11 protein-coding genes are annotated in these 19,676 nt (G+C 42.3%); 2 read left to right on the top strand and 9 right to left on the bottom strand.

Going from position 1 to position 19,676, the window contains the following annotated elements:
• Window positions 1-14 precede the first annotated feature (14 nt).
• On the top strand, window positions 15-1,907 hold the full coding sequence (gene shc / locus NYE72_RS14895; RefSeq protein ID WP_076099269.1) for a squalene--hopene cyclase: 1,893 nt from the start codon (window positions 15-17) through the stop codon (window positions 1,905-1,907).
• 965 nt (window positions 1,908-2,872) lie between these two features.
• On the opposite strand, the gene spoVB is transcribed toward shc, so the two are convergent.
• Window positions 2,873-4,429 (bottom strand): stage V sporulation protein B, encoded by a 1,557-nt coding sequence (spoVB, locus tag NYE72_RS14890; protein ID WP_076099270.1) that lies wholly within the window; start codon window positions 4,427-4,429, stop codon window positions 2,873-2,875.
• Window positions 4,430-4,899: 470 nt separating this feature from the next.
• Here spoVB and NYE72_RS14885 point away from each other — a divergent pair, with 470 nt between their 5' ends.
• A complete protein-coding gene (locus NYE72_RS14885; RefSeq protein ID WP_076099271.1) occupies window positions 4,900-8,379 on the top strand; it encodes a glycoside hydrolase family 2 in 3,480 nt (1,159 codons plus the stop codon).
• An 89-nt stretch (window positions 8,380-8,468) separates the two neighbouring features.
• Here the strand turns inward: NYE72_RS14885 and NYE72_RS14880 are convergent, their stop codons facing one another.
• The 8 genes from NYE72_RS14880 to NYE72_RS14845 all read right to left on the bottom strand — a co-directional run bounded on the left by NYE72_RS14880 (window position 8,469) and on the right by NYE72_RS14845 (window position 19,659).
• Window positions 8,469-11,258, bottom strand: coding sequence for a glycoside hydrolase family 3 C-terminal domain-containing protein (locus NYE72_RS14880; RefSeq protein WP_076099272.1), 2,790 nt, complete (start codon window positions 11,256-11,258; stop codon window positions 8,469-8,471).
• A gap of 180 nt (window positions 11,259-11,438) precedes the next feature.
• Window positions 11,439-12,920, bottom strand: a complete 1,482-nt coding sequence (locus tag NYE72_RS14875) for an Lsa family ABC-F type ribosomal protection protein (RefSeq protein ID WP_036677916.1) — start codon at window positions 12,918-12,920, stop codon at window positions 11,439-11,441.
• 300 nt (window positions 12,921-13,220) lie between these two features.
• Complete coding sequence (locus tag NYE72_RS14870) at window positions 13,221-14,129, bottom strand: NAD(P)/FAD-dependent oxidoreductase (protein ID WP_036677918.1); 909 nt, start codon at window positions 14,127-14,129, stop codon at window positions 13,221-13,223.
• A 279-nt stretch (window positions 14,130-14,408) separates the two neighbouring features.
• Window positions 14,409-14,921, bottom strand: a complete 513-nt coding sequence (locus tag NYE72_RS14865) for a DinB family protein (RefSeq protein ID WP_076105661.1) — start codon at window positions 14,919-14,921, stop codon at window positions 14,409-14,411.
• Between the two features lie 412 nt (window positions 14,922-15,333).
• Window positions 15,334-15,879 carry a CueP family metal-binding protein gene (locus tag NYE72_RS14860; RefSeq protein WP_339212003.1) on the bottom strand — a complete coding sequence of 182 codons (546 nt, stop codon included), beginning with the start codon at window positions 15,877-15,879 and terminating at the stop codon, window positions 15,334-15,336.
• A gap of 213 nt (window positions 15,880-16,092) precedes the next feature.
• On the bottom strand, window positions 16,093-16,959 hold the full coding sequence (locus NYE72_RS14855; protein ID WP_339212002.1) for an SDR family oxidoreductase: 867 nt from the start codon (window positions 16,957-16,959) through the stop codon (window positions 16,093-16,095).
• A gap of 196 nt (window positions 16,960-17,155) precedes the next feature.
• Complete coding sequence (locus NYE72_RS14850) at window positions 17,156-18,907, bottom strand: HAMP domain-containing sensor histidine kinase (protein WP_339212001.1); 1,752 nt, start codon at window positions 18,905-18,907, stop codon at window positions 17,156-17,158.
• The gene (locus tag NYE72_RS14845; RefSeq protein ID WP_036677929.1) at window positions 18,904-19,659 is read right to left on the bottom strand and encodes a response regulator transcription factor; all 756 of its coding nucleotides are present in this window, start codon (window positions 19,657-19,659) and stop codon (window positions 18,904-18,906) included. The genes NYE72_RS14850 and NYE72_RS14845 overlap by 4 nt, the downstream gene beginning before the upstream one ends.
• Window positions 19,660-19,676: the final 17 nt, after the last annotated feature.

The raw sequence follows: 19,676 nt of genomic DNA, 5'->3' as shown, positions 1-19,676 counted from the left end.
GAGGAACCCAAAAAATGACGGATATACTAAGAAAAGTAGATAAAGAAATCGAACGTTTGACAACGTTCTTGCAACAACAGCAGAAGGATGACGGCTCATGGCATTTTTGTTTTGAGAACGGGATTGTGATCGATGCTTATATGATCATTCTCTTTAGGGTGTTGAACCGACAGAATGAAACCCTCATTCGGCAGCTACATGAACGCATTCTTGACGCACAACAGCGAGAGGGTTTCTGGCAGTTATATAAGGACGAAGAAGCTGGGAACTTATCCACATCGGTCGAAGCTTATTATGCCCTGCTCTACTCTGGGTACAGTAAGATAACAGACGAGCCAATACAGCGTGCTAAGCGTTATATACTGTCTAAAGGTGGATTAGGCAAAGTCACAAGTATCTTAACTAGAGTCATTCTCGCCGCAACGGGTCAAAGCAAGTGGCCTTTAGCAATTTCTTCGATTCCACTGGAGGTGCTTTTGTTTCCGTCTTACTTCCCTATTAACTATTTCGAATTCTCTGGCTACTCTAGGGTACACCTCACTCCTATGCTCATTATGGCCGATCGGCGATTTTCGATCACTACAGCCCATGCTCCTGATCTGTCAGATCTTATGGAGACACGGTTGGATGCAAATGAATCGCCTACCCGTGGATATCAGGAGCTGCAGGATGTTATTCAAATGGGTTTGAGCAGATTACTCGGGAGTCCACACTACATACATGAAGCTGCCAAAAACAAAGCAGAGCAATATATGCTCCAGCGAATCGAATCCGACGGTACCTTTTACAGCTATGCCAGCAGTACAATTCTTATGGTTTTTGCCCTGCTTGCTCTCGATTATGATCGGCAGCATCCAATAATTACACAGGCCATTCAAGGTCTCACCGCGCTGCAATGCCAATCAAATCATAAAACTACAATTCAAAACTCTCCATCTACAATATGGGATACAGCGTTAATCTCCTATGCTTTACAAGAGGCTCAAATTCCGGTTGATCACAAAGGAATAAAACACGCTGCATCTTATCTTCTGGATAAACAGCATCATCAAACTGCTGATTGGAGCATCCATAATCCGGATACAGTTCCCGGTGGGTGGGGATTCTCTGAGTCCAATACAATCAATCCGGACGTAGATGATACAACGGCAGCCTTGCGAGCCATCCGAAGCTTATCAACAATTCACCCTTCATATCTGGAATCATGGAATCGCGGTCTGAATTGGGTCCTATCGATGCAAAATAACGACGGCGGCTGGCCGGCATTCGAAAAAAACACCAATAAAGAAATGCTCACATGGCTCGCTATCGATGGTGCTAAATCTGCAGCCATTGATCCTTCGGAAGCAGATCTTACCGGACGAACTTTGGAGTTTCTCGGAAACTTCGCTGGTTTAAATACACAACACGAGTTCATTAAACGGGGTACGAAATGGCTGATTCAACATCAGGAGAAGGATGGTTCGTGGTATGGAAGATGGGGTGTTTGTTATATTTATGGCACTTGGGCATCATTAACAGGCCTGCAGGCTGTTGGGCTCCCTATAAATCATGATACGTTGCAAAAAGGAGTGAAGTGGCTCCTAAGCATTCAGAACTCGGACGGCGGCTGGGGGGAGTCTTGTCACAGTGATCGGCTTCTACAATATGTTCCTTTAGGAGAAAGCACACCTTCTCAAACCGCCTGGGCACTTGATGCACTCATCGCGGTTCAGCCGGAGCCAACAGCAGCGGTGGAAAAAGGGATTCAAAGACTAATCACGTCTATTCATGAAGAAGATTGGAAAACTTCTTATCCAACTGGCGGTGGACTCCCCGGTAATTTCTATTCCAATTATCATAGTTACCGCTATATCTGGCCACTACTCACATTGAGTCATTACAGAAAAAAATACGGTCAAGGATAATACTCGGTAATATCTTGCGTTGTCCTGCTCCACTTCTTAACTGTCTCGAAAAAGTTTGGATCGCCAGAGCAGCAATCGTCCGTTACTGGAGAATCTCGTTGCTCTGATGTTATGAATCGAGAGTTGAATGCTTTTGTCCGTTGCACCTACCTAAATCACCCAGTCTTGATCAAGTATAGAGCTTTTCGGACTCAGAAGACGCTATTTGCGTAGGCTTTTGAGTTAGATTAAGGACTCCAGTGCAACTATTCCTTAAAAAGAGAGTCATTTCGGATGTTTTTCATAGTAATAACTGCGATAGTGTCCGTTAAAATTCCAATTGTAAGCTAAATCTGCTCTTAAGGTCAGCTGAGTCCGATAGCAAATACGTGTGCGCAAAATGTTACCTATCAAGCCAACTTGCCATTTGGATCAGCCCTATAGGAATTACTTAAATTACTTAAATTACTTAAATTACTTAAATTACTTATGAGCTAGCTCCATTTTTGCATTTGAGTCAATCGAGCATAGTTAGCATAAAGCTAATTAGAATCAGGCAGCGATCTCCGATAATCAAGGATCGCTGCCTGATATTTTGGGTCACTGGCGTTTTGCCTGAGCAATTATGACTGTAACGTCTGATATCCCCACTCCGTATATTTGTAGCGCAAGATTTTCACGCAATTTAATGAAATAACTGCATTTTATACACTTAATCCATATTGCTAGGGAATAACTTCGACTTTAACTGCATTCTATACAATTAAAATCAAGAGAAATCACCTAGAAGCCTTAATCTCATGTGAATAGATGTAAGAAATACAGCTATTTTCAATGCGCAACTGCTTTGAACGATTATAGCTGTACAAAATACAGTTAAACACATTGCTGCTTCCCATTTCCTTCATCCGCCTCCATACTGGCACACAGAGGGTTGCATCATTGCTCGATTTACTTTTTGGAGCACGGTACCGAAAGATCACCATTCAAGAAACAGGCGTAATCGTTGGTGGTTTCGGTGCTCTTTCCCAAGCACGGGTTACCTGCAATGTTGCTGCATAGGTGATTAACGAAACGAGCAACGCTCCGAACAGTTCAATGATCTGCCCCAGGTCCAATCGTTCCAGAATTCCGTGAGCCGCCAGCCCGCTAAGCGCCATGACAATTCCTCCTGCTCCCACCTTAAATACAATACGAAAGTCAAAATAAAATCCGATCGTTCCTGCCACAGATAAAAAATTCAACAGTGTCAGCAGCAAGAGTCCCAGTCCGAATCCCATGGCCACCCCTTCGATTCCAATATTAGAACCAAGAACAAAGATCGCAATCACTTCGAAAATATTCGTAAGAATATGGTTCCACATAACGGTTGATGCTTTCCCCAAACCAAGCAAAATTGCTTGCAGTGGCGCTCCAAAATAATAAAGAAAAAATAAGGGTGCAATTAACCTTAGCAGCTCGCCCGCTTCTGGCGAATGGTAGATCATAGTCGTTAAGGGTACAGCCCATAGGTACAGGATGATTGTACATGGAAAACCTACTATAAGCGCGGATCGCATAGCCATATCCATCCGACTATGCATAAGCTTGCTATTGTTGCTCACACTTGCTTCGCTGATCGCCGGAATTAATGCAGTCGACAACGATTGTGTGAAGAAGCTGGGGAGAAACAACATGGGAAGAGCATAACCCGCCAGAAGTCCGAATTGCTTGGTTGCCATCTCAACACCTACACCAAACAGTACTAGACTTTTCGTAATCAGCAGTGGTAAAAAGGCATGATAGAGCGAATGAATAAAACCGCTGCCTGTCATCGGTAAGCCGATGCGCAGCAAATCTCTTAACGTACTGTCTCCTTTAAGTGAAATTCTTGACGTATGTGGTGGAGAGGTTTTGATCTTACCTCGATTAGCCCATTTGAAAACTGCAAACAAGTAGAGCAAACCAAAACCTTCTCCAACAACGGAGGCAGCCATCGCGCCAGCAGCCGCATAGGCAATACCGTAGGGCAGCAAAACGTTGACAACACCGATAATGACAATGATTTGCGCCAGATTCTCAATAATATCGGAAAAGGCAAGTGGGTTCATGTTCTGTTTTCCACGAAAATAACCTTTCAGTACAGCAGACATCGCAATAATTGGAATGATCGGCGTAATAGCAACCATAGCATAATACGCCCGCTGATCGGCCAAAAAAATCGATGCGATCCATTTGGAGCCAAATAGAGCCACTAAAGTTAATATAATACTCAACGTACCCGTAATGCTTAAGGATACAGTGAGAATACGCTTTACTCGCGCTTCATCCTGCTTAACCTCAGCTTCCGATACAAGCTTTGAAATCGCAACAGGAAGCCCCAGCTCTGTCAGCGTAATAAATAAAGGAAGCAGTGGATGAGCAATCATAAGCAGCCCTACTCCCTCTGCTCCCAAAAAACGTGCCAGCAAGACTCCGTTCAAAAAACCAAGCCCTTTTGTGAAAAATGACGACACGGTTAATATGAACGTGCCACGAATAAAACTTTGTTTACGCATCCCCATTTATACGCATCTCCACCTATGGTTTGTCCTGTCCTTCTTTCTAACTTATTCGAACAAACACAAGTACATGCAGACAAGTATTTGTAAAGTATTTAATCAGCAATAAGCCGCCACATCTTAGTTGGTATACCAGGCAATTTCCCTCACTTTCATTATCTTCTGTAGCAAAAACATTTTTCATAGACCAGAGATACTCCTCTGTATCGCTCATTAGTACTGTTTTTGTATAAATTTCATCCTCCGCAATAAAAGATATATTAAGAAATAAATAGATAATTTACCAATGGCATGTTATCATTTTGAATGCGATTTCAATAGCTTTGTTATAACGGTTTTTTTACTCTTCTTCGTGAATGTCTTTTTGCAAAATCTTTGATATGATAAAAAAGAATAGAAAAGGCTTTACGGAAATCATTCACATCGATAATAACCACTTCTAAATTTTTCAAAGATAAAGGAGAACTTCATTCATGAGTCAGAAAACAAGATTAAATAATGACTGGTTATTCAGCAAACAGCCGCTTAAGTCTACTTTAGAATCGGTGATAGCAGCTGATTCGGAGTGGATCGACGTAACCTTACCCCATGACTGGCTAATTTTTGATACACATAATCTATATGAAAGCGGAGAAGGCTGGTACCGTAAAAGCATAGTTATAGATGAGCACGTGCCAAATAGCCGTGTGTCGCTTCGTTTTGAAGGCGTATACATGGACTCCACTCTCTATGTGAACGGCCATATCGCAGGCGTCTGGAAAAATGGATACTCCACTTTTGAATTAGATATCACGCCATACATTATTGAAGGTATCAACGAAATCTATGTTCAAGTGGTTCATGAGTCTCCTAACTCACGCTGGTATTCCGGTGCGGGCATCTATCGGAGTGTATGGCTGAAGACGTATCCAGGGACACATATTGTGCCTGATGGTATTTATATCTCTACTCGCAAAAAAGAGGATGCCTGGAATGTTGAGGTAGATACCGAAGTATTGTGCAATGATCTATTGCAAAGCGCAAAGCACTACATAATTCGTCACAGTATACTAGATGCTTCAGGAACTTGTATCTCTCATGTAGAAAATGAAATTCCAGTACAAGTCGGGTCTGCTGTACCCAGCTCTGCCCTCTTATCCATCAATAATCCAATGCTCTGGGATATTAACCAGCCTTACTGTTATAACCTAAAAACGGAGCTGTTAGAGAACGAACAAGTGATCGAGGAAGAAGTCCAAACCTTCGGATTCCGTACGATGGAGTTTGACAGCCAACAAGGTTTCTTATTGAATGGCCGAAAGGTGAAGATTCATGGCGTATGCCAACATCATGATTTGGGATGTTTGGGGGCTGCGGTGAATAAAACAGCTCTAAAAAGACAGATTATCCTCCTGCAGGAGATGGGCGTAAACGCTATTCGTACGGCCCACAATATGCCAGCCGTTGAATTGATGGAACTAGCCGATGAGATGGGCGTGCTCATAGTTTCCGAAGCATTCGATATGTGGGAACGCAGTAAAACTCCTTTTGACTACGCCAGATTTTATCCGGATTGGTGGAAACAAGATATTGCCAGCTGGGTACGCCGGGATAGAAATCGCCCCTCCATGCTCATGTGGAGTATCGGAAATGAAATATACGACACCCATGCCGATGAACGCGGCCAAGAGTTAACCATAGAATTACGTGATCTGGTGCAGGTTCATGACCCTAAAGGAAATGCAGTGGTTACTATCGGTTCCAACTATATGCCTTGGGAGAATGCACAGAAATGCGCAGATCTAGTGAAGTTCGCAGGGTATAACTATGCCGAAAAATACTATGATCAGCATCATGAGGAACATCCAGACTGGATTATTTATGGCAGTGAAACATCGTCTACTGTACAGAGCAGAGGCATCTATCACTTCCCTTTTGCTCAGTCTGTATTGTCTGACGATGATGAACAATGCTCAGCTTTAGGAAATAGCTCCACTAGCTGGGGTGCCAAGAACACAGAAGCTTGCATCATTGCAGATCGTGATGCGACCTACTCACCGGGACAATTTATTTGGACTGGATTTGACTATATCGGGGAGCCGACCCCGTACTTCACTAAAAACTCGTATTTCGGTCAACTGGATACCGCGGGATTCAAAAAGGATTCCTATTATATTTATCAAGCAGAATGGACGGATTACAAGGTCGCCCCGATGATTCATATTTTTCCATACTGGGATTTCTCTGAAGGGCAGCTTATTGATGTGCGAGTATGCTCCAACGCACCACAAATCGAATTGTTCTTTAATGATCAATCCATGGGCACTTTTAACATTGACCATAAACATGGTAAAAAGCTGCTTGGGGAATGGCAGCTCCCATTTAGCGAAGGTACTCTACGAGCAGTCGCTTATGATGAACACGGAGTACAGATCGCTGAAGATACGGTAACTTCTTTCGGAGATTCAACTACTGTGGTCATGAAGCCTGATAAAACTCAGATCACTGCTGACGGATCGGACTTGGTATTTGTTGAGATCTCGACCCTCGATCAAGAAGGACGTCCCGTGGAGAACGCCAATAATCGTATCCAAATCTCTGTAGAAGGACCGGGGCGTCTTGTTGGTTTGGATAATGGTGACAGCACTGACTACGATTCATATAAAGGAACAAGTCGCCGGATGTTCAGTGGAAAATTGCTTGCAGTCATTGCCTCTTCATTGGAGCCAGGTAAAATCGTTGTACGTGCATCTTCCCAAGGCTTACAGTCCGCTGAGCTTACACTGACTGCCGAAGCACGAGAGCTAGATCATTCTAAGGACGAAGAGCTTGTACTTTATCAGCATTCGTCACAATCACTATCGGATGTGAGCGAGTTATCCCAAGACTATTTATCAGATGAAATTCCCGTTCGCAAGCTGGAAATCATATGCCCACAAGGAAATCAACTAACGAAGGACACCCGAGCACTTCCGGTTCGTGTGCAAATTCATCCAGAGAACGCAACCTATCAGGAAATTGAATGGCGAGTTACGAATGCTGCCGGCATTGACGCCAATATAGCCGTTCTTGAGGCAAATGGGCATGAAGCAGTAATATCGGCTTTGGGAGACGGAGACGTCTATGTACGGTGTGCAACGAAAAACGGTGCAGATCAAGTGCGCCTGTACTCGCTTATGGAATTCCATATTCGAGATATGGGAGCGGCCTTTTTGAATCCTTATGAGTTTGTTTCCGCTGGTTATCATAGCAATACGAGCCGGAACTTAACAAATGGGAATGAACGCGGAGTGGCTACTGCAAGAGAAGGTGAAAGCTGGATCTGTTTCGACAACATCGATTTCGGTGATTATGGAGCTACTGAACTTACCCTTCCTATCTTCGCGCTAGATAACGATAAATATACGATTGATATATGGAAAGGTACTCCGGATGCTCCAAACGCAGCTCTGCTGACACAGGTAACCTATCAAAAACCTTCTATATGGAATGTATATCAAGAGGAAACCTACTCATTACCTGAGCGAATAAAAGGTGTCACCACCCTTTGTTTTGTTCTTCATAAAAAGATTCATCTCAAGGGCTTTCAGTTTAACAAACCTTTAAAAGCGTACGAACAACTTAACGTTCTGGAATACAATCAGATTTATGGGGATTCCTTTACACTGGCAGATGGACAAATCAAAAATATTGGTAACAACGTCTCTCTCATCTTTAAAGATATGGACTTCGGTGATACTGGAAGCACTAAACTAACCTTATGCGGGCATTCGCCTATCGATAAAAATACTCTGCATATTCTATTTAGCGGACCAGAGGGTGAAAAGAGACAGCTTGTGGAGTTTACACAGTCAAGTGATTATTGCGAAAGAGAATTTGTGTTGGAGCGCGTAACCGGTCCACAAACCGTCACCTTTATATTTCTACCGGGGAGCCAGTTTGACTTTAAGTGGTTCCAGTTCCAAGTAGAATAAGGTAGTTTCAACTTTAAACTAATCGCTTACCAAAAGAAAACCCTGCGCATTAGCACAGGGTTTTTCCTTTAACTTATATTTAGAGCTACTTAGTCAACTTTATTAAATTCGATCCAGTCGATCTGTAAACCTGGTTTAATGAATTCCAGTTTCATTTCATAAAGACCTGCTTCGAGTTCTACTTTCACAAGCTTTTGTCTAATCCATTGACCTTCTGTCCCGTTGGTTTGAATGGTTGTCATCAATTGATCATTCAAATTAACATTGCATGCACTTTGAGCCAGCTCAGGCTCTGTTGACATGATATGCACGAGGATCCGATATTGACCAGCTTGGCCAACTTCAAAGAAAGTCGATCCTTCAACGGCTGGCTTAACCTGTGGATTTTGAGATAAAGATTGTACTTGTTCTGCAGTAAGTGAAGGATTGGCCTTAAAGGACTCAACCGTTTCAATAATTTGCTGTTTTCTCGAGAATACTGGAGCATATATGATGAACTCACAAATATTCATTGCAGAACGTTGCAGCTCTCCTCTAGTCAAAGATCCATTTTCCAAGGATTCAATGGTGTTGTCATTCCATCCATTAATTTCGGCGCCATAGTTAGCTACAACCATGTACAGGTCATTTTGTGCACGGACCATCCAATTTGTAAATTTCCGGTCTGCAGCTCCACCATTAACGACATCATTCATGATGGCCCACCAGTCTGTCATGACAATACCTTTGAAGCCCCATTCTCCGCGGAGAATTGTAGTGTTCAAATCGTAATTTGAAGCGGCCCAATGTCCATTAACAGGGTTATAAGAGGTCATAATTGAATTTGCCCCACCCTGCTTCACAGCAATTTCGAAACCTTTCAAATAAATCTCGCGAAGCGCACGTTCCGACACAACAGCGTCAACCTTACTGCGATGTTTCTCCTGATTATTGCAGGCAAAATGCTTCAGTGTGGCATTAGAGCCACCTTTCATAATCCCACGTGTACATGCAGCGGCAAACACCCCAGAGATCAAAGGATCTTCAGAAAAATATTCAAAGTTGCGGCCATTAAGCGGGCTGCGACGAATATTCAGACCTGGTCCAAGCAAGGTGTCTATGTTGTTTCTTACCAACTCTTGTCCTTCTAACACATACAGCTCTTCGACTAATTCGGCATTCCAAGTAGCTGCAAGAAGCGTTCCGATCGCAACCTGAGTCGCTTTTGCTCCACTATCCATACGAATTCCTGAAGGACCATCTGCCGTACATGCAACAGGGATTCCTAAGTTATATAGACTATCACTTACTCCTCCAAATGCAGAAGCTGTACCCGGTGTAACTAAAGGACTGCTCATGCCTTCACCCCGGACAATGGCAGCCAAGTCATCGTCACTAAGCTGGGCAATAAAAGCTTCCATACTAACTTTTTGTTCAAATACATCTCTTAATTTATGCCCTTGATTGCCTGTCTGGGAGATCGTTGTTGGTAGATTGCTCTCGATCCGTTCTGCTAACGAAATCTTGCGTGTTGGAACCTCTACATACAGAAGTTCATACGAACCGTCTGCATTTTGAACGCCAGGTTGCATTCTTGTAAAGCTTTGCGTTGGTGCAAGAGCTTCTTGTAACTGTTCCACAACTTGAAGAGTTTCCACGACATAGCCGCTATTCCCTTCAACCTTGACTTCCTCCACTTTTTTAACACTCGTTCCCGCAAACACGCGGTACGTGCCTTCTTCTAGCACATAAGCAGAAGCATGCCCTGTCACACCAGCGTCATCATAGGAAGCCATAGAATGAACAGGAAAACTCACAGTAAGACGTTGAGCTTCGCCTGGCTGAAGGACTTTTGTTTTTGCGAATGCTGCCAAAGCTTTAGCAGGCTGTCCCAATTTTCCTTGTGGAGCTTCATAATAGACCTGAACGACCTCTTTTCCAGCAAAGGTAGTTCCTATATTGGTTACGGTTACGCCGACTTCAACATTTAGTTCGCCAGCTTTGTTAATAAGTTTTGCTTCTTCTGGCTCGAGCTTAAACTTGGTATACGATATTCCATAACCAAACTCATATTGAACCTTTTCTGGGCAAAATGTCTCGAAATAGCGATAACCAACATAGATATCTTCCTGATAAAGGTTTGTAAATTCATTGCCGTAGTTATGTGTTGACGGGTAATCGTTGATGGAATATGCGATCGTGTCTGTTAATTTACCGCTTGGAGTCACTTCTCCGGCCAGCACGTCCGCAATTGCATTACCACCTTCCATTCCCCCCTGCCAAGAGTAGATGACAGACGAAATCGGATTTTTATAACTTTCATCGTTCAGCCAGCTCATATCAATAATATTAGAGACGTTCAGTACAACAATCGTTTGCTCAAAATATGTAGTTACCTGCTTCAGCATCGCCTTTTCATCAGCTGTTAGTTGGTAGCTCCCTGAACCATCGACATTATCCTGATCTTCTCCTGCTGTACGTCCGATTACAATGATTGCTTTGTTCGATTTTCTTCTAGCCTCTGCTACCAATTCGTCGGATAAAAGCATTTCCTTCTGGTTCCATGGCTCTGCAGCCCAAACGCCGCCACCATTATCAAATGGATTTTGCGCAATCCACTTCTCATATACTGCTGCCAAATCTTCGTTGACCGTAAGGTTCTTTTTACTGCGAAGACCGCCTAGCAGGTTGGTCGTATAAGTAACATGAACACTACCGCCCGAACCAGTACCACTGCGATAATAATTCACTTGAGTTCTGCCAAATACAGCAACATTATCATTTTCACCAAGCGGAAGCACCTGATGATCATTCTTCAACAGTACCGCACCTTCAGCGGCTACCGTTCGGCTAAATTCTGCAAAACCTTCTAATGGAATTCCCACACTCTGTGTACTCAACTTGTTTCCTCCTGTTGTTCAATTCTATAGGTTGTTTCTTTAGGCATCAATTACATATCATAAAGTTTAACTATACCATTATAGTACATTGGATAACTGTAATATATATAATAATTATCTTTATTAATATAATAATATTGGTCTGTTAGAGTTGGAAATTTTCAATCGATGTTAAAAATATCAGCTAAGTTCAATGATCTTCGTGGCAACATTATGGCAAAATTCGCGATCATGCTCCACAAAAACGAGTGTTGGGGTATATTCAAGCAATAGCTCTTCAATTTGCATACGTGAAATAACATCAATAAAATTAAGCGGTTCATCCCAAATATACAAATGAGCTTTTTCACTAAGACTTTTGGCGATCAGGACTTTTTTCTTTTGGCCGCCACTGTATGTGGAAATATCCTTATCAAATTGAATTCTGGAGAAATCAAGCTTTCGCAGAATAGATTTAAAAAGACTTTCATCTATCCCATTCTCTCTAGCATAATCTGTTAAATCGCCCCGTAGATCTGAAGTGTCTTGTGATACGTAGGAAATGATAAGCTGGCTATCCTTAGTGAAGGAGCCGGTATAATCTATCTCCTCACCGCAGATCAATTTGATGATACTTGATTTCCCGGAACCATTTTTACCCGAGAGTGCTATTCTCTCCCCCTGCTCAATGGTAAAGCTTACTTCTGAACATACCCTTTTCTCTCCGTAAAAAACCGAAACATTGTCCAGCTCCGCAAGATGACGTTTATGATAAGCAAGCTGCGTAATCTCTAAGTTCTCAGAATTTTCAATATTTTTAAGAAGCTTAGACTTTTCGTTGATGGCAGATTGCTGTCTTTGCTCGATGGCTTTAGAGCGTTTCATCATTTTAGCGGCCTTGTGCCCAACATAACCTTTATCTAACTTAGATCCAGAATTTCTAGTTCCGTTTTTAGTTTTTTCCACCTCATGTGACCAGTTACCTGTCCGTTTAGATGATGCTGACAAGCGTTTGATATCTCTTCTAAGTTTTTCGTCCTCTGCTAACTCAAAGTTATCTTGTCTGACTTTATTCTCCCACCAGCTAGAAAAATTGCCCTTTTGAATCTCTATATTAGTTTTATTAATCGATAAGATGTGATCCACACAATTATCTAGAAAGGATCTGTCGTGAGAGACCAGAATATATCCACTTTTTGAATTGAGGTAATCACTGACAAGCTTTCTTGCCGTCATATCCAAATGATTTGTAGGTTCATCAATCAACAGGAAGCTATTTTCCTTTATGAATAATGTGGCTAACAGCACTTTCGTCTGCTCTCCGTTAGACAATGAATCAAAGGGACGATATAACACATCCTCAGAAACCTTTAGCAAAGAAAGCTCACGCATTAACTTCCAATGAATATAATCCGGAAAAATCTCGCTGATCACATCTATGGTGTTAAGCTCCTTGTTATTCACCTGAAAAGGGAAATATTCAAAGCTGACATGAGCAGAAATATTACCGCTGTATTCATGCTTTCCAAGCAATAAGCTAAGAAATGTAGTCTTTCCTCGACCATTTCTCCCTGTGAAACCTAATTTCCAATCGGTATCGATTTGAAAGTTTACGTTCTCAAATATGTTATCGTAGCTGCCTTCATAGGCAAAGGTTAGATTTGTGACATTTATTAATGACATAAAATAATCCTCCTGTATTTTAAAAAATAAAAGCCACAAGAAAGTTACTTTCTTGTGACTCAAATAAATACAGCAAATCCAGCCCCAAATGGAGTTAGATATGGATATATTTTCGAGTGAAAAGAAGTAGTAACTTTCTTGCATACAAAGAATAAAACAAACGAAATAAACCATTGTTGTTGTTTTATTCATCATAGGACGCAAGAATAATTACTACACTATACTTTTCAACTCCGATCATTAATTTGTAATTATGTTATCATGCATACTTATTATTTTCAACTTCCTACCCATAATTCGTTAAAAAAGTTCAAATTCTTCTTCTGTAAGATCCATATTTACACTCATAGCTGTCCGACTCCCGTCAGCCGCGGCAAACACTAACTGAGAAGGCATAAAATAAGAAACATCTCCAGCCGAATATAATCCTGGAATCGAGGTTCTCCCCGCACCATCTGTGCTAAACCCACCAGAATCATTCCGCTCTACAGCCAAATGATCTACGATCGATGCCGTTTGGATCAAATTCGGAGCAATAAACCCTCCCGTTCTTATGATCTCAGTACCATCCGCAAAACGAACCGCCTGAAGTTGCCCGTCATGACCCATAAAAGAGGAAACTAATGATTCTTTGACTACAACCCCCTTGGCCTCAAGACTTTTTTTCTGTTCATCTGAAAGGAATGTCTTGCCGTTCGTGCAGATAACCAAATCTTTACTCCAATTGAGCAGCATCTTTGCCATATGAAAAATATGTGGATTTTCGCAAACAACGACAAGGGGTTGATCTCGTAATTCCCAGCCGTCACAATACGGGCAATTAAACAGACTTTTTCCGTATAATGGACGTAGGCCCTCTATCTCAGGAAGGACCTCCTTTAACCCAGTCGCCAAAATCAATCTGCGAGCTTCAATGTGACGACCAAACGAATCAAGTACTGCAAATCCAGAATCATTTTTGTTAATCGAAATAATCTCAGTCTGGATATGCTCAACTGACGGATAACGTAGTACCTCCTCATACGCAATACGACGAAACTCGGCTGGTGTAACCCCGTCTCTTGTAATAAAACCATGTGACGCATGGGTAACAGCATTTCTTGGCTGATTATTATCAATTAAAGCTACTTTTCGTCTTGCCCTACCAAGAACAAGGGCTGCGTTCAAGCCTGCGGGTCCACCACCAACAATAATGCAATCGTAAATCATATGAATCATCTCCTATATGCAGATATTAAAGACTCTTTTTATCTATTATTAAATCAAAAAAATATCTGTTACATCATAGATTTAATGAATCTATAATATCTCCAAATTAACTAAAGTGTCAACCCAAACCTCCCGATCCTCCATGAGTTTTATTTAGTGTAGTGCTAGAAAAAAGCAAATAAGCCCATTACCGTATGTTTGGAAGTAACTTAATACTCCAATATATAAGGTAAGAGCTATATCTTGAACTTACTTGGCAGTGTAGGGCTTCCTCACTAATCAAACTTCCCCGTTTGCTAATTCTAATTCATCAGCCGAGGGTCCATAAAGACCAGGTACCGGCACGTCAAGCAGCCGCAAATATACTCCAAGCTGTGCCCGGTGGTGAACCATGTGATTCAATCCGATGGTACGAAGCGCAGCAGCCCGGGTCTGACGACGGATGATCTGCTCCCCGTTCCGCAAGGTCCACTCGGCGCCGAGCATCTCCACATTGCTTGCAGTAATTAATTCCTCAATCTCACGAGCTTTCAGGTCGAACTCTTGTAGAACCGCATCGGGACTCTCCAGTGCTTCTCGTCGGTATGCCACGGATGCCAAATCAAACTCCGAGTAAAGAAGAATTGCGGATTGCCAGCTCAGAAGGGTAACAAGATGTGTGGCCAGCCCACCCAGGCTCATTGACTTAGAGTGTGGTTTCCATGTCATATGCTCCTGAGGCAGCTTCTCCAGTATCCGACGCGTACCAGCCAACTCCTGCAAAACATCCCCAATGATCAGCTCTTTAACCATTCATCCCTCTCCTCTCTTCTGTAAAGCAATTTCTTTTGATCATTCGTGTGATACTTTTGTTCCTTTTCCCAAACAGTTTCTAACTCTCCGCTGGATCGGACCGTGGGGCTCTTATTTCGAAGATTTATGGCATTTCACCAGGTTATCGGACCCAGATGCAGCTATTTCCCTAAAAACACTCCGATTCTGTGCCATTACAACCCAATAAGAGCTATGCAGTCCGATAAGCTTGAAAAATGCTGCGAAAATCTAAAATAGCTGCAATGGAGTCCGATACGATGGACATTTGGCGAAAGTCCGACACAGAATACATCAGAAGGAAGATCAAATCGGATTATGAATAACGAATTCGACATCGCTTAAGAAACATCCTCCTGAGCATTCGCTTTCCAAGTCTTCTCTCTACAACTTTTTAGATACTTTCTGCCAATTGCATAGTGGTAACACATGTATTATCACTCTTAAAAGTGGAAAGCTCAGATTTTGCTGCTTTTCCATCCTGCTCAATGGTTACGTTATATTGTTTGTCCCGGGGTAACCAAAGATCAATAAATCCGTTAGATAGCGATTTCATTTCTTGATCCACAATCACATTGCCTTCGCTGTCTTCGATATATACTTTAAACTCATCATCCGTTAATTCCCCTTGGCAGCCAGTCAAGCTATGTGTTGCGCAAGGATGCGTATTCTCCACATATGGAGCTATAGAAACAAAAAACTCATCTTTAGGCAAGTCGTAAGTTTTCTCTTTATTGTTACTATCGGTTACAATAAGTTGCTCAGAAGTGATAGAAGCGGACAGGTTTTCCATACTGCTTGAACTATATTCTTGCACTAATTGCTTAATGTCGGTTGTATCTTGTGCTGAAGGCGTATCCTTATCGATACCTCCCAATAACAAATACGCACCTAATGCAACAACCGCCGCTCCCGATACCACCAAGATATTTCTTTTCATTTGTAATCATCTCCTTCGCTTATTCGCCAGATTATGTACTCCCTCAAAGTATCTTCCATTTCTTTTAGTATAACTAGTTAAACTAAACTAACACAATTATGAACAAGGCAAAATAGTGAAAAGTTATGTATTTGATTCATCCTCTATCAACACAAAAAAAAGGCCTCCTCACTGGTTTTTCAACCTCGAGGAAGCCTTTTATCTTTTATATTATTATGCTTGTAAATTACCGACCATAACACGAATGACATCCGCAAGAGGAGTAGCTGAACGTTTCAGCAGTTTCTCTAAATCGCTACTTTCAATATTAAGCCAACCTTCACGAATCCCACGTTGTATAGCTACAACTATTGGAAGCGCAGCTTCTGGGACACCCACCTCCGACATGGTCTTGGCATAAGCCTCGTCGTCAACCTGGATTACTTTGATTTCTTTACCGATTACACTGCCTATGATCTCAGTCAATTCCTCTTGTGTTAAAGGGTTGCCAGACAATTCATACACTGTGTTCTCATGTCCGTCACCTGTCAGAACATTTGCTGCAGCTTCTGCATAATCTCCGCGTGTAGCCCAGCCAACTTTACCATTCCCTGCTGAAGTCACCCATGGGGCACCCGCTAGAGCGCCTTGAATGGAGCCGATCTCATTCTCCAAATACCAGTTATTACGGAGGAAGCTGTAAGGAATGCCTGTTGTGCGAATAGCTTCTTCGGTGATGCGGTGAACTTCAGCAAGAAATAGTTCACTATTGTCTGCTTGTCCTACACTTGTGTAGGCAATGAAGCCAACGCCTGCTTTTTCCGCAGCAGCAACAGCTGCTTTATGTTGACGAATCCGGGTTTCATTATCACCATCTGCAGATACAATTAATAGTCGATCCACACCGGCAAATGCTGATTCCAGCGTCTCAGGTTGATCAAAATCACCATGACGGACTTCCACTCCACGCGCCTGAAGATCACTTGCTTTTTCTGGGTTCCGCACACTAACTACAAGATCACCTGCGGGTACAGTTTTAAGTAAAGCTTCTATCACCAATGATCCGAATTGACCTGTTGCTCCTGTTATTGCTATTTTCATTTTTACTTCCTCCTCAAATTAGGATGATAAATTTATTTTTAACCACTACCTGTAACTATTTTAGTTACAATCAGTTTAGATGTCAACTTATTTATGATCCCAACTCTGGCTGGATAATACACAGAAGAATTAAAAAACTATATTCACAACAAAAAAACCACCGTCATTTCCGTTAGGAAAAACGCTGGTTCTATGATCAGCTCCATATCAACTTAATAATGGTCCCTTGTCCAGGGCTACTCTCAACAGCAATCCTGCCCTCCATACATTCGATTAATCCCTTGGAGATCGCCATGCCAAGGCCGGATCCGTTGGAGCTAGATACGGTGTCCGTTCCTCGATAATAACGTTCAAATAGACGGTTAAGTGTGACTTCATCCATTCCATCGCCATCATCGGAAAATTGAATAGTAAATCCACTGTCCTCATCATTCATAGTAAGCGAAACCGTTAAAATCGTATCTGAGGGGTTATGAAGTAAAGCATTCGCAGTCAAATTGTTGACCACCCGCTCTAGCCATGGAGTATACAATCGAGCTCTCACTTCGTTTGGTGCCGGCACAAATATAATTCGTTGCTTCCCGTATTCGGGATTTGCAGCAGCTTGATCAAGGGCTTGATGTAGCCAAGTGTTCAATTCCACCTCCATCAGCTCTGGTGGCTTGATCCCTGTTTTTAGCCGATAGGTCATGGCAAGATCACTAATAAGCATGTCCATATGGGCTGATTTATCCAGCATAGTCCTTGTAAACTTGCGAACTTCCTCTTTCGACCAATCATACGAAGGCTCCGCCAGTAAATGGGCATAACCAGTTATAGAAGATAAAGGAGTTTTTAAATCATGAGTAACACCTGCGATCCATTCTTCCCTCAAATTCTCTGTTTGTTGCCGCAACGCTTGATCTCTCTGCAAATTAGCAGATAATTTCTCTATGGATACCATAACATCAGAAAAAACCCGGTATCTCCGTCTCCATTTACCTACGTGTGTTCGACTACGACGATTTCCTTTACGGTCCATAGGCTCTGTATATATGGCATTTCCAATGGAATCGAGCCATACAAGCATATGCAGCATTGGCGCTCCAAACCTATGAGCTTGCCATAAAGAAAGCAATATAAATGCAAGCAATAAAGCCGCGAGCATTGCTAATGAGCCTTTAATGACAATTTTAACCTCTTCAGGTACCCATACCTTTTGGCCTGTATCTGCTCCCTTTACGTTTGGTTGTCCAACGATCCATGTTTGGCCGGTTTGTTTATCAAAAGAAGATCGGACATGATAGCCGTAACGTTCACTGTAGAGAGTGCGTAGTGCTAGCTCTGGCACTGAGTACTTGGTGGGAATCATCTTTGGCCTATTATAGGAGAGCAGCTCCGTACCCGATGAATCAATGAGTTGAACAAAAGCCTGTGATGATTTAATTTCTCTTTCAATCGAATCAGGCAGAACCAGATCTCCATCTACTGCATCAAATGTACCTTCGCTCATTTTTTTTAACAGAGGATCTAGTATATTTGGCGCGCCATAAAGAAGCGTGAATTGTCTCCCATTTTTCTCTTGAATCCATACAGCCAGAGTATACGGAAAAGGCTGAGTCCCTGTCCAATAGGCAACTACTTCACCCGGTCCATATTGAATTGGGACATCTTTTGGAGTGTTGTAGGCACTTTCAACTTTTCCATTTTCATCGATGTTTTGCAGCCAGCCCTTATTCTTCTTCACTTGCTCCAGCAAGCTCGGGGAAAATTGAATGCCCTTCTCATCAATTTTGGAGGATTCAACCAGTTGCTCTAAGCCAACATTAGCAAAATCACGCGTAATACTGATATCGAGAAAACGCAACAGCATCCAAGTAAACGTTACTGCTGCAATAGCGAGAACAACCATTCCCGTAATTGCTAGCTGTAGAACGAACCTTAACGTTAACCGGCGTTTGATATTCATGGCATGGACAACTCCTGGCGGTCTACCTTCACCAGCTTATAACCAAGGCCCCTAACGTTAACAATAAATTTTGGATCGGACGGGTCTGCTTCGATACGTTCTCTAATTCGATGAATATGAACCATGACCGTATTATCATCACTCAGTGCTTCATCGCCCCATACTTTCTCATATAACTCACTTTTGCTGAAAATCTGATTGGGATGTTTGCATAGGAAGACCAGCAGTTGAAATACAAGTGCCGGACAAGCAACAGACTGACCCTCTACCAGGAGTTCTCCCGCTGTCTCATCTAGCTTAAACCTTCCGTAATCATATACATTTGCAGATTTATGGGGGACTATTTCTACACTCTTGCCAGTAGCCTGTTGGTTAGCAGAAGCAAAATATCTCCGCAGCTGTGCTCTTATACGAGCCACCACTTCAAGCGGGTTAAAGGGCTTGGTGATATAATCATCTCCACCTATAGCAAAGCCCGTTAATTTATCGAAATCAGACGTCCGAGCAGTCAGAAAAAGAATAGGAGCATCCGTCGTCTGCCGGATAAAAGGGCAGATTTCGATGCCACTTCGTCCGGGCAGCATTACATCCAGCACAATTAAATCATATTTTTTGGATTCACAGGCACTTACTGCTTCTTCACCTGTTTGCACTGTATCTATATTGACGTAGCCTTCCTTACGCAGCACTGTCTCCATAATGTCTAAAAGCGATACCTCATCATCAACCAATAAAATTGAAGCCTCATTCATATAAATTTTCCCTTTCA

This window comes from Paenibacillus sp. FSL L8-0333 (assembly GCF_037965665.1).
In the GTDB taxonomy this organism is placed as follows: Bacteria; Bacillota; Bacilli; order Paenibacillales; family Paenibacillaceae; genus Paenibacillus_AQ; species Paenibacillus_AQ odorifer.
Note: the sequence above shows the minus strand (reverse complement) of the source record. Positions and strands in the feature narration are given on the sequence as shown.

Coding starts and splice junctions, on each gene's coding strand:
- shc (WP_076099269.1), top strand. CDS start 15: ATGACGGATATACTAAGAAAAGTAGATAAAGAAATCGAACGTTTGACA.
- spoVB (WP_076099270.1), bottom strand. CDS start 4,429: ATGGGGATGCGTAAACAAAGTTTTATTCGTGGCACGTTCATATTAACC.
- NYE72_RS14885 (WP_076099271.1), top strand. CDS start 4,900: ATGAGTCAGAAAACAAGATTAAATAATGACTGGTTATTCAGCAAACAG.
- NYE72_RS14875 (WP_036677916.1), bottom strand. CDS start 12,920: ATGTCATTAATAAATGTCACAAATCTAACCTTTGCCTATGAAGGCAGC.
- NYE72_RS14870 (WP_036677918.1), bottom strand. CDS start 14,129: ATGATTTACGATTGCATTATTGTTGGTGGTGGACCCGCAGGCTTGAAC.
- NYE72_RS14865 (WP_076105661.1), bottom strand. CDS start 14,921: ATGGTTAAAGAGCTGATCATTGGGGATGTTTTGCAGGAGTTGGCTGGT.
- NYE72_RS14860 (WP_339212003.1), bottom strand. CDS start 15,879: ATGAAAAGAAATATCTTGGTGGTATCGGGAGCGGCGGTTGTTGCATTA.
- NYE72_RS14855 (WP_339212002.1), bottom strand. CDS start 16,959: ATGAAAATAGCAATAACAGGAGCAACAGGTCAATTCGGATCATTGGTG.
- NYE72_RS14850 (WP_339212001.1), bottom strand. CDS start 18,907: ATGAATATCAAACGCCGGTTAACGTTAAGGTTCGTTCTACAGCTAGCA.
- NYE72_RS14845 (WP_036677929.1), bottom strand. CDS start 19,659: ATGAATGAGGCTTCAATTTTATTGGTTGATGATGAGGTATCGCTTTTA.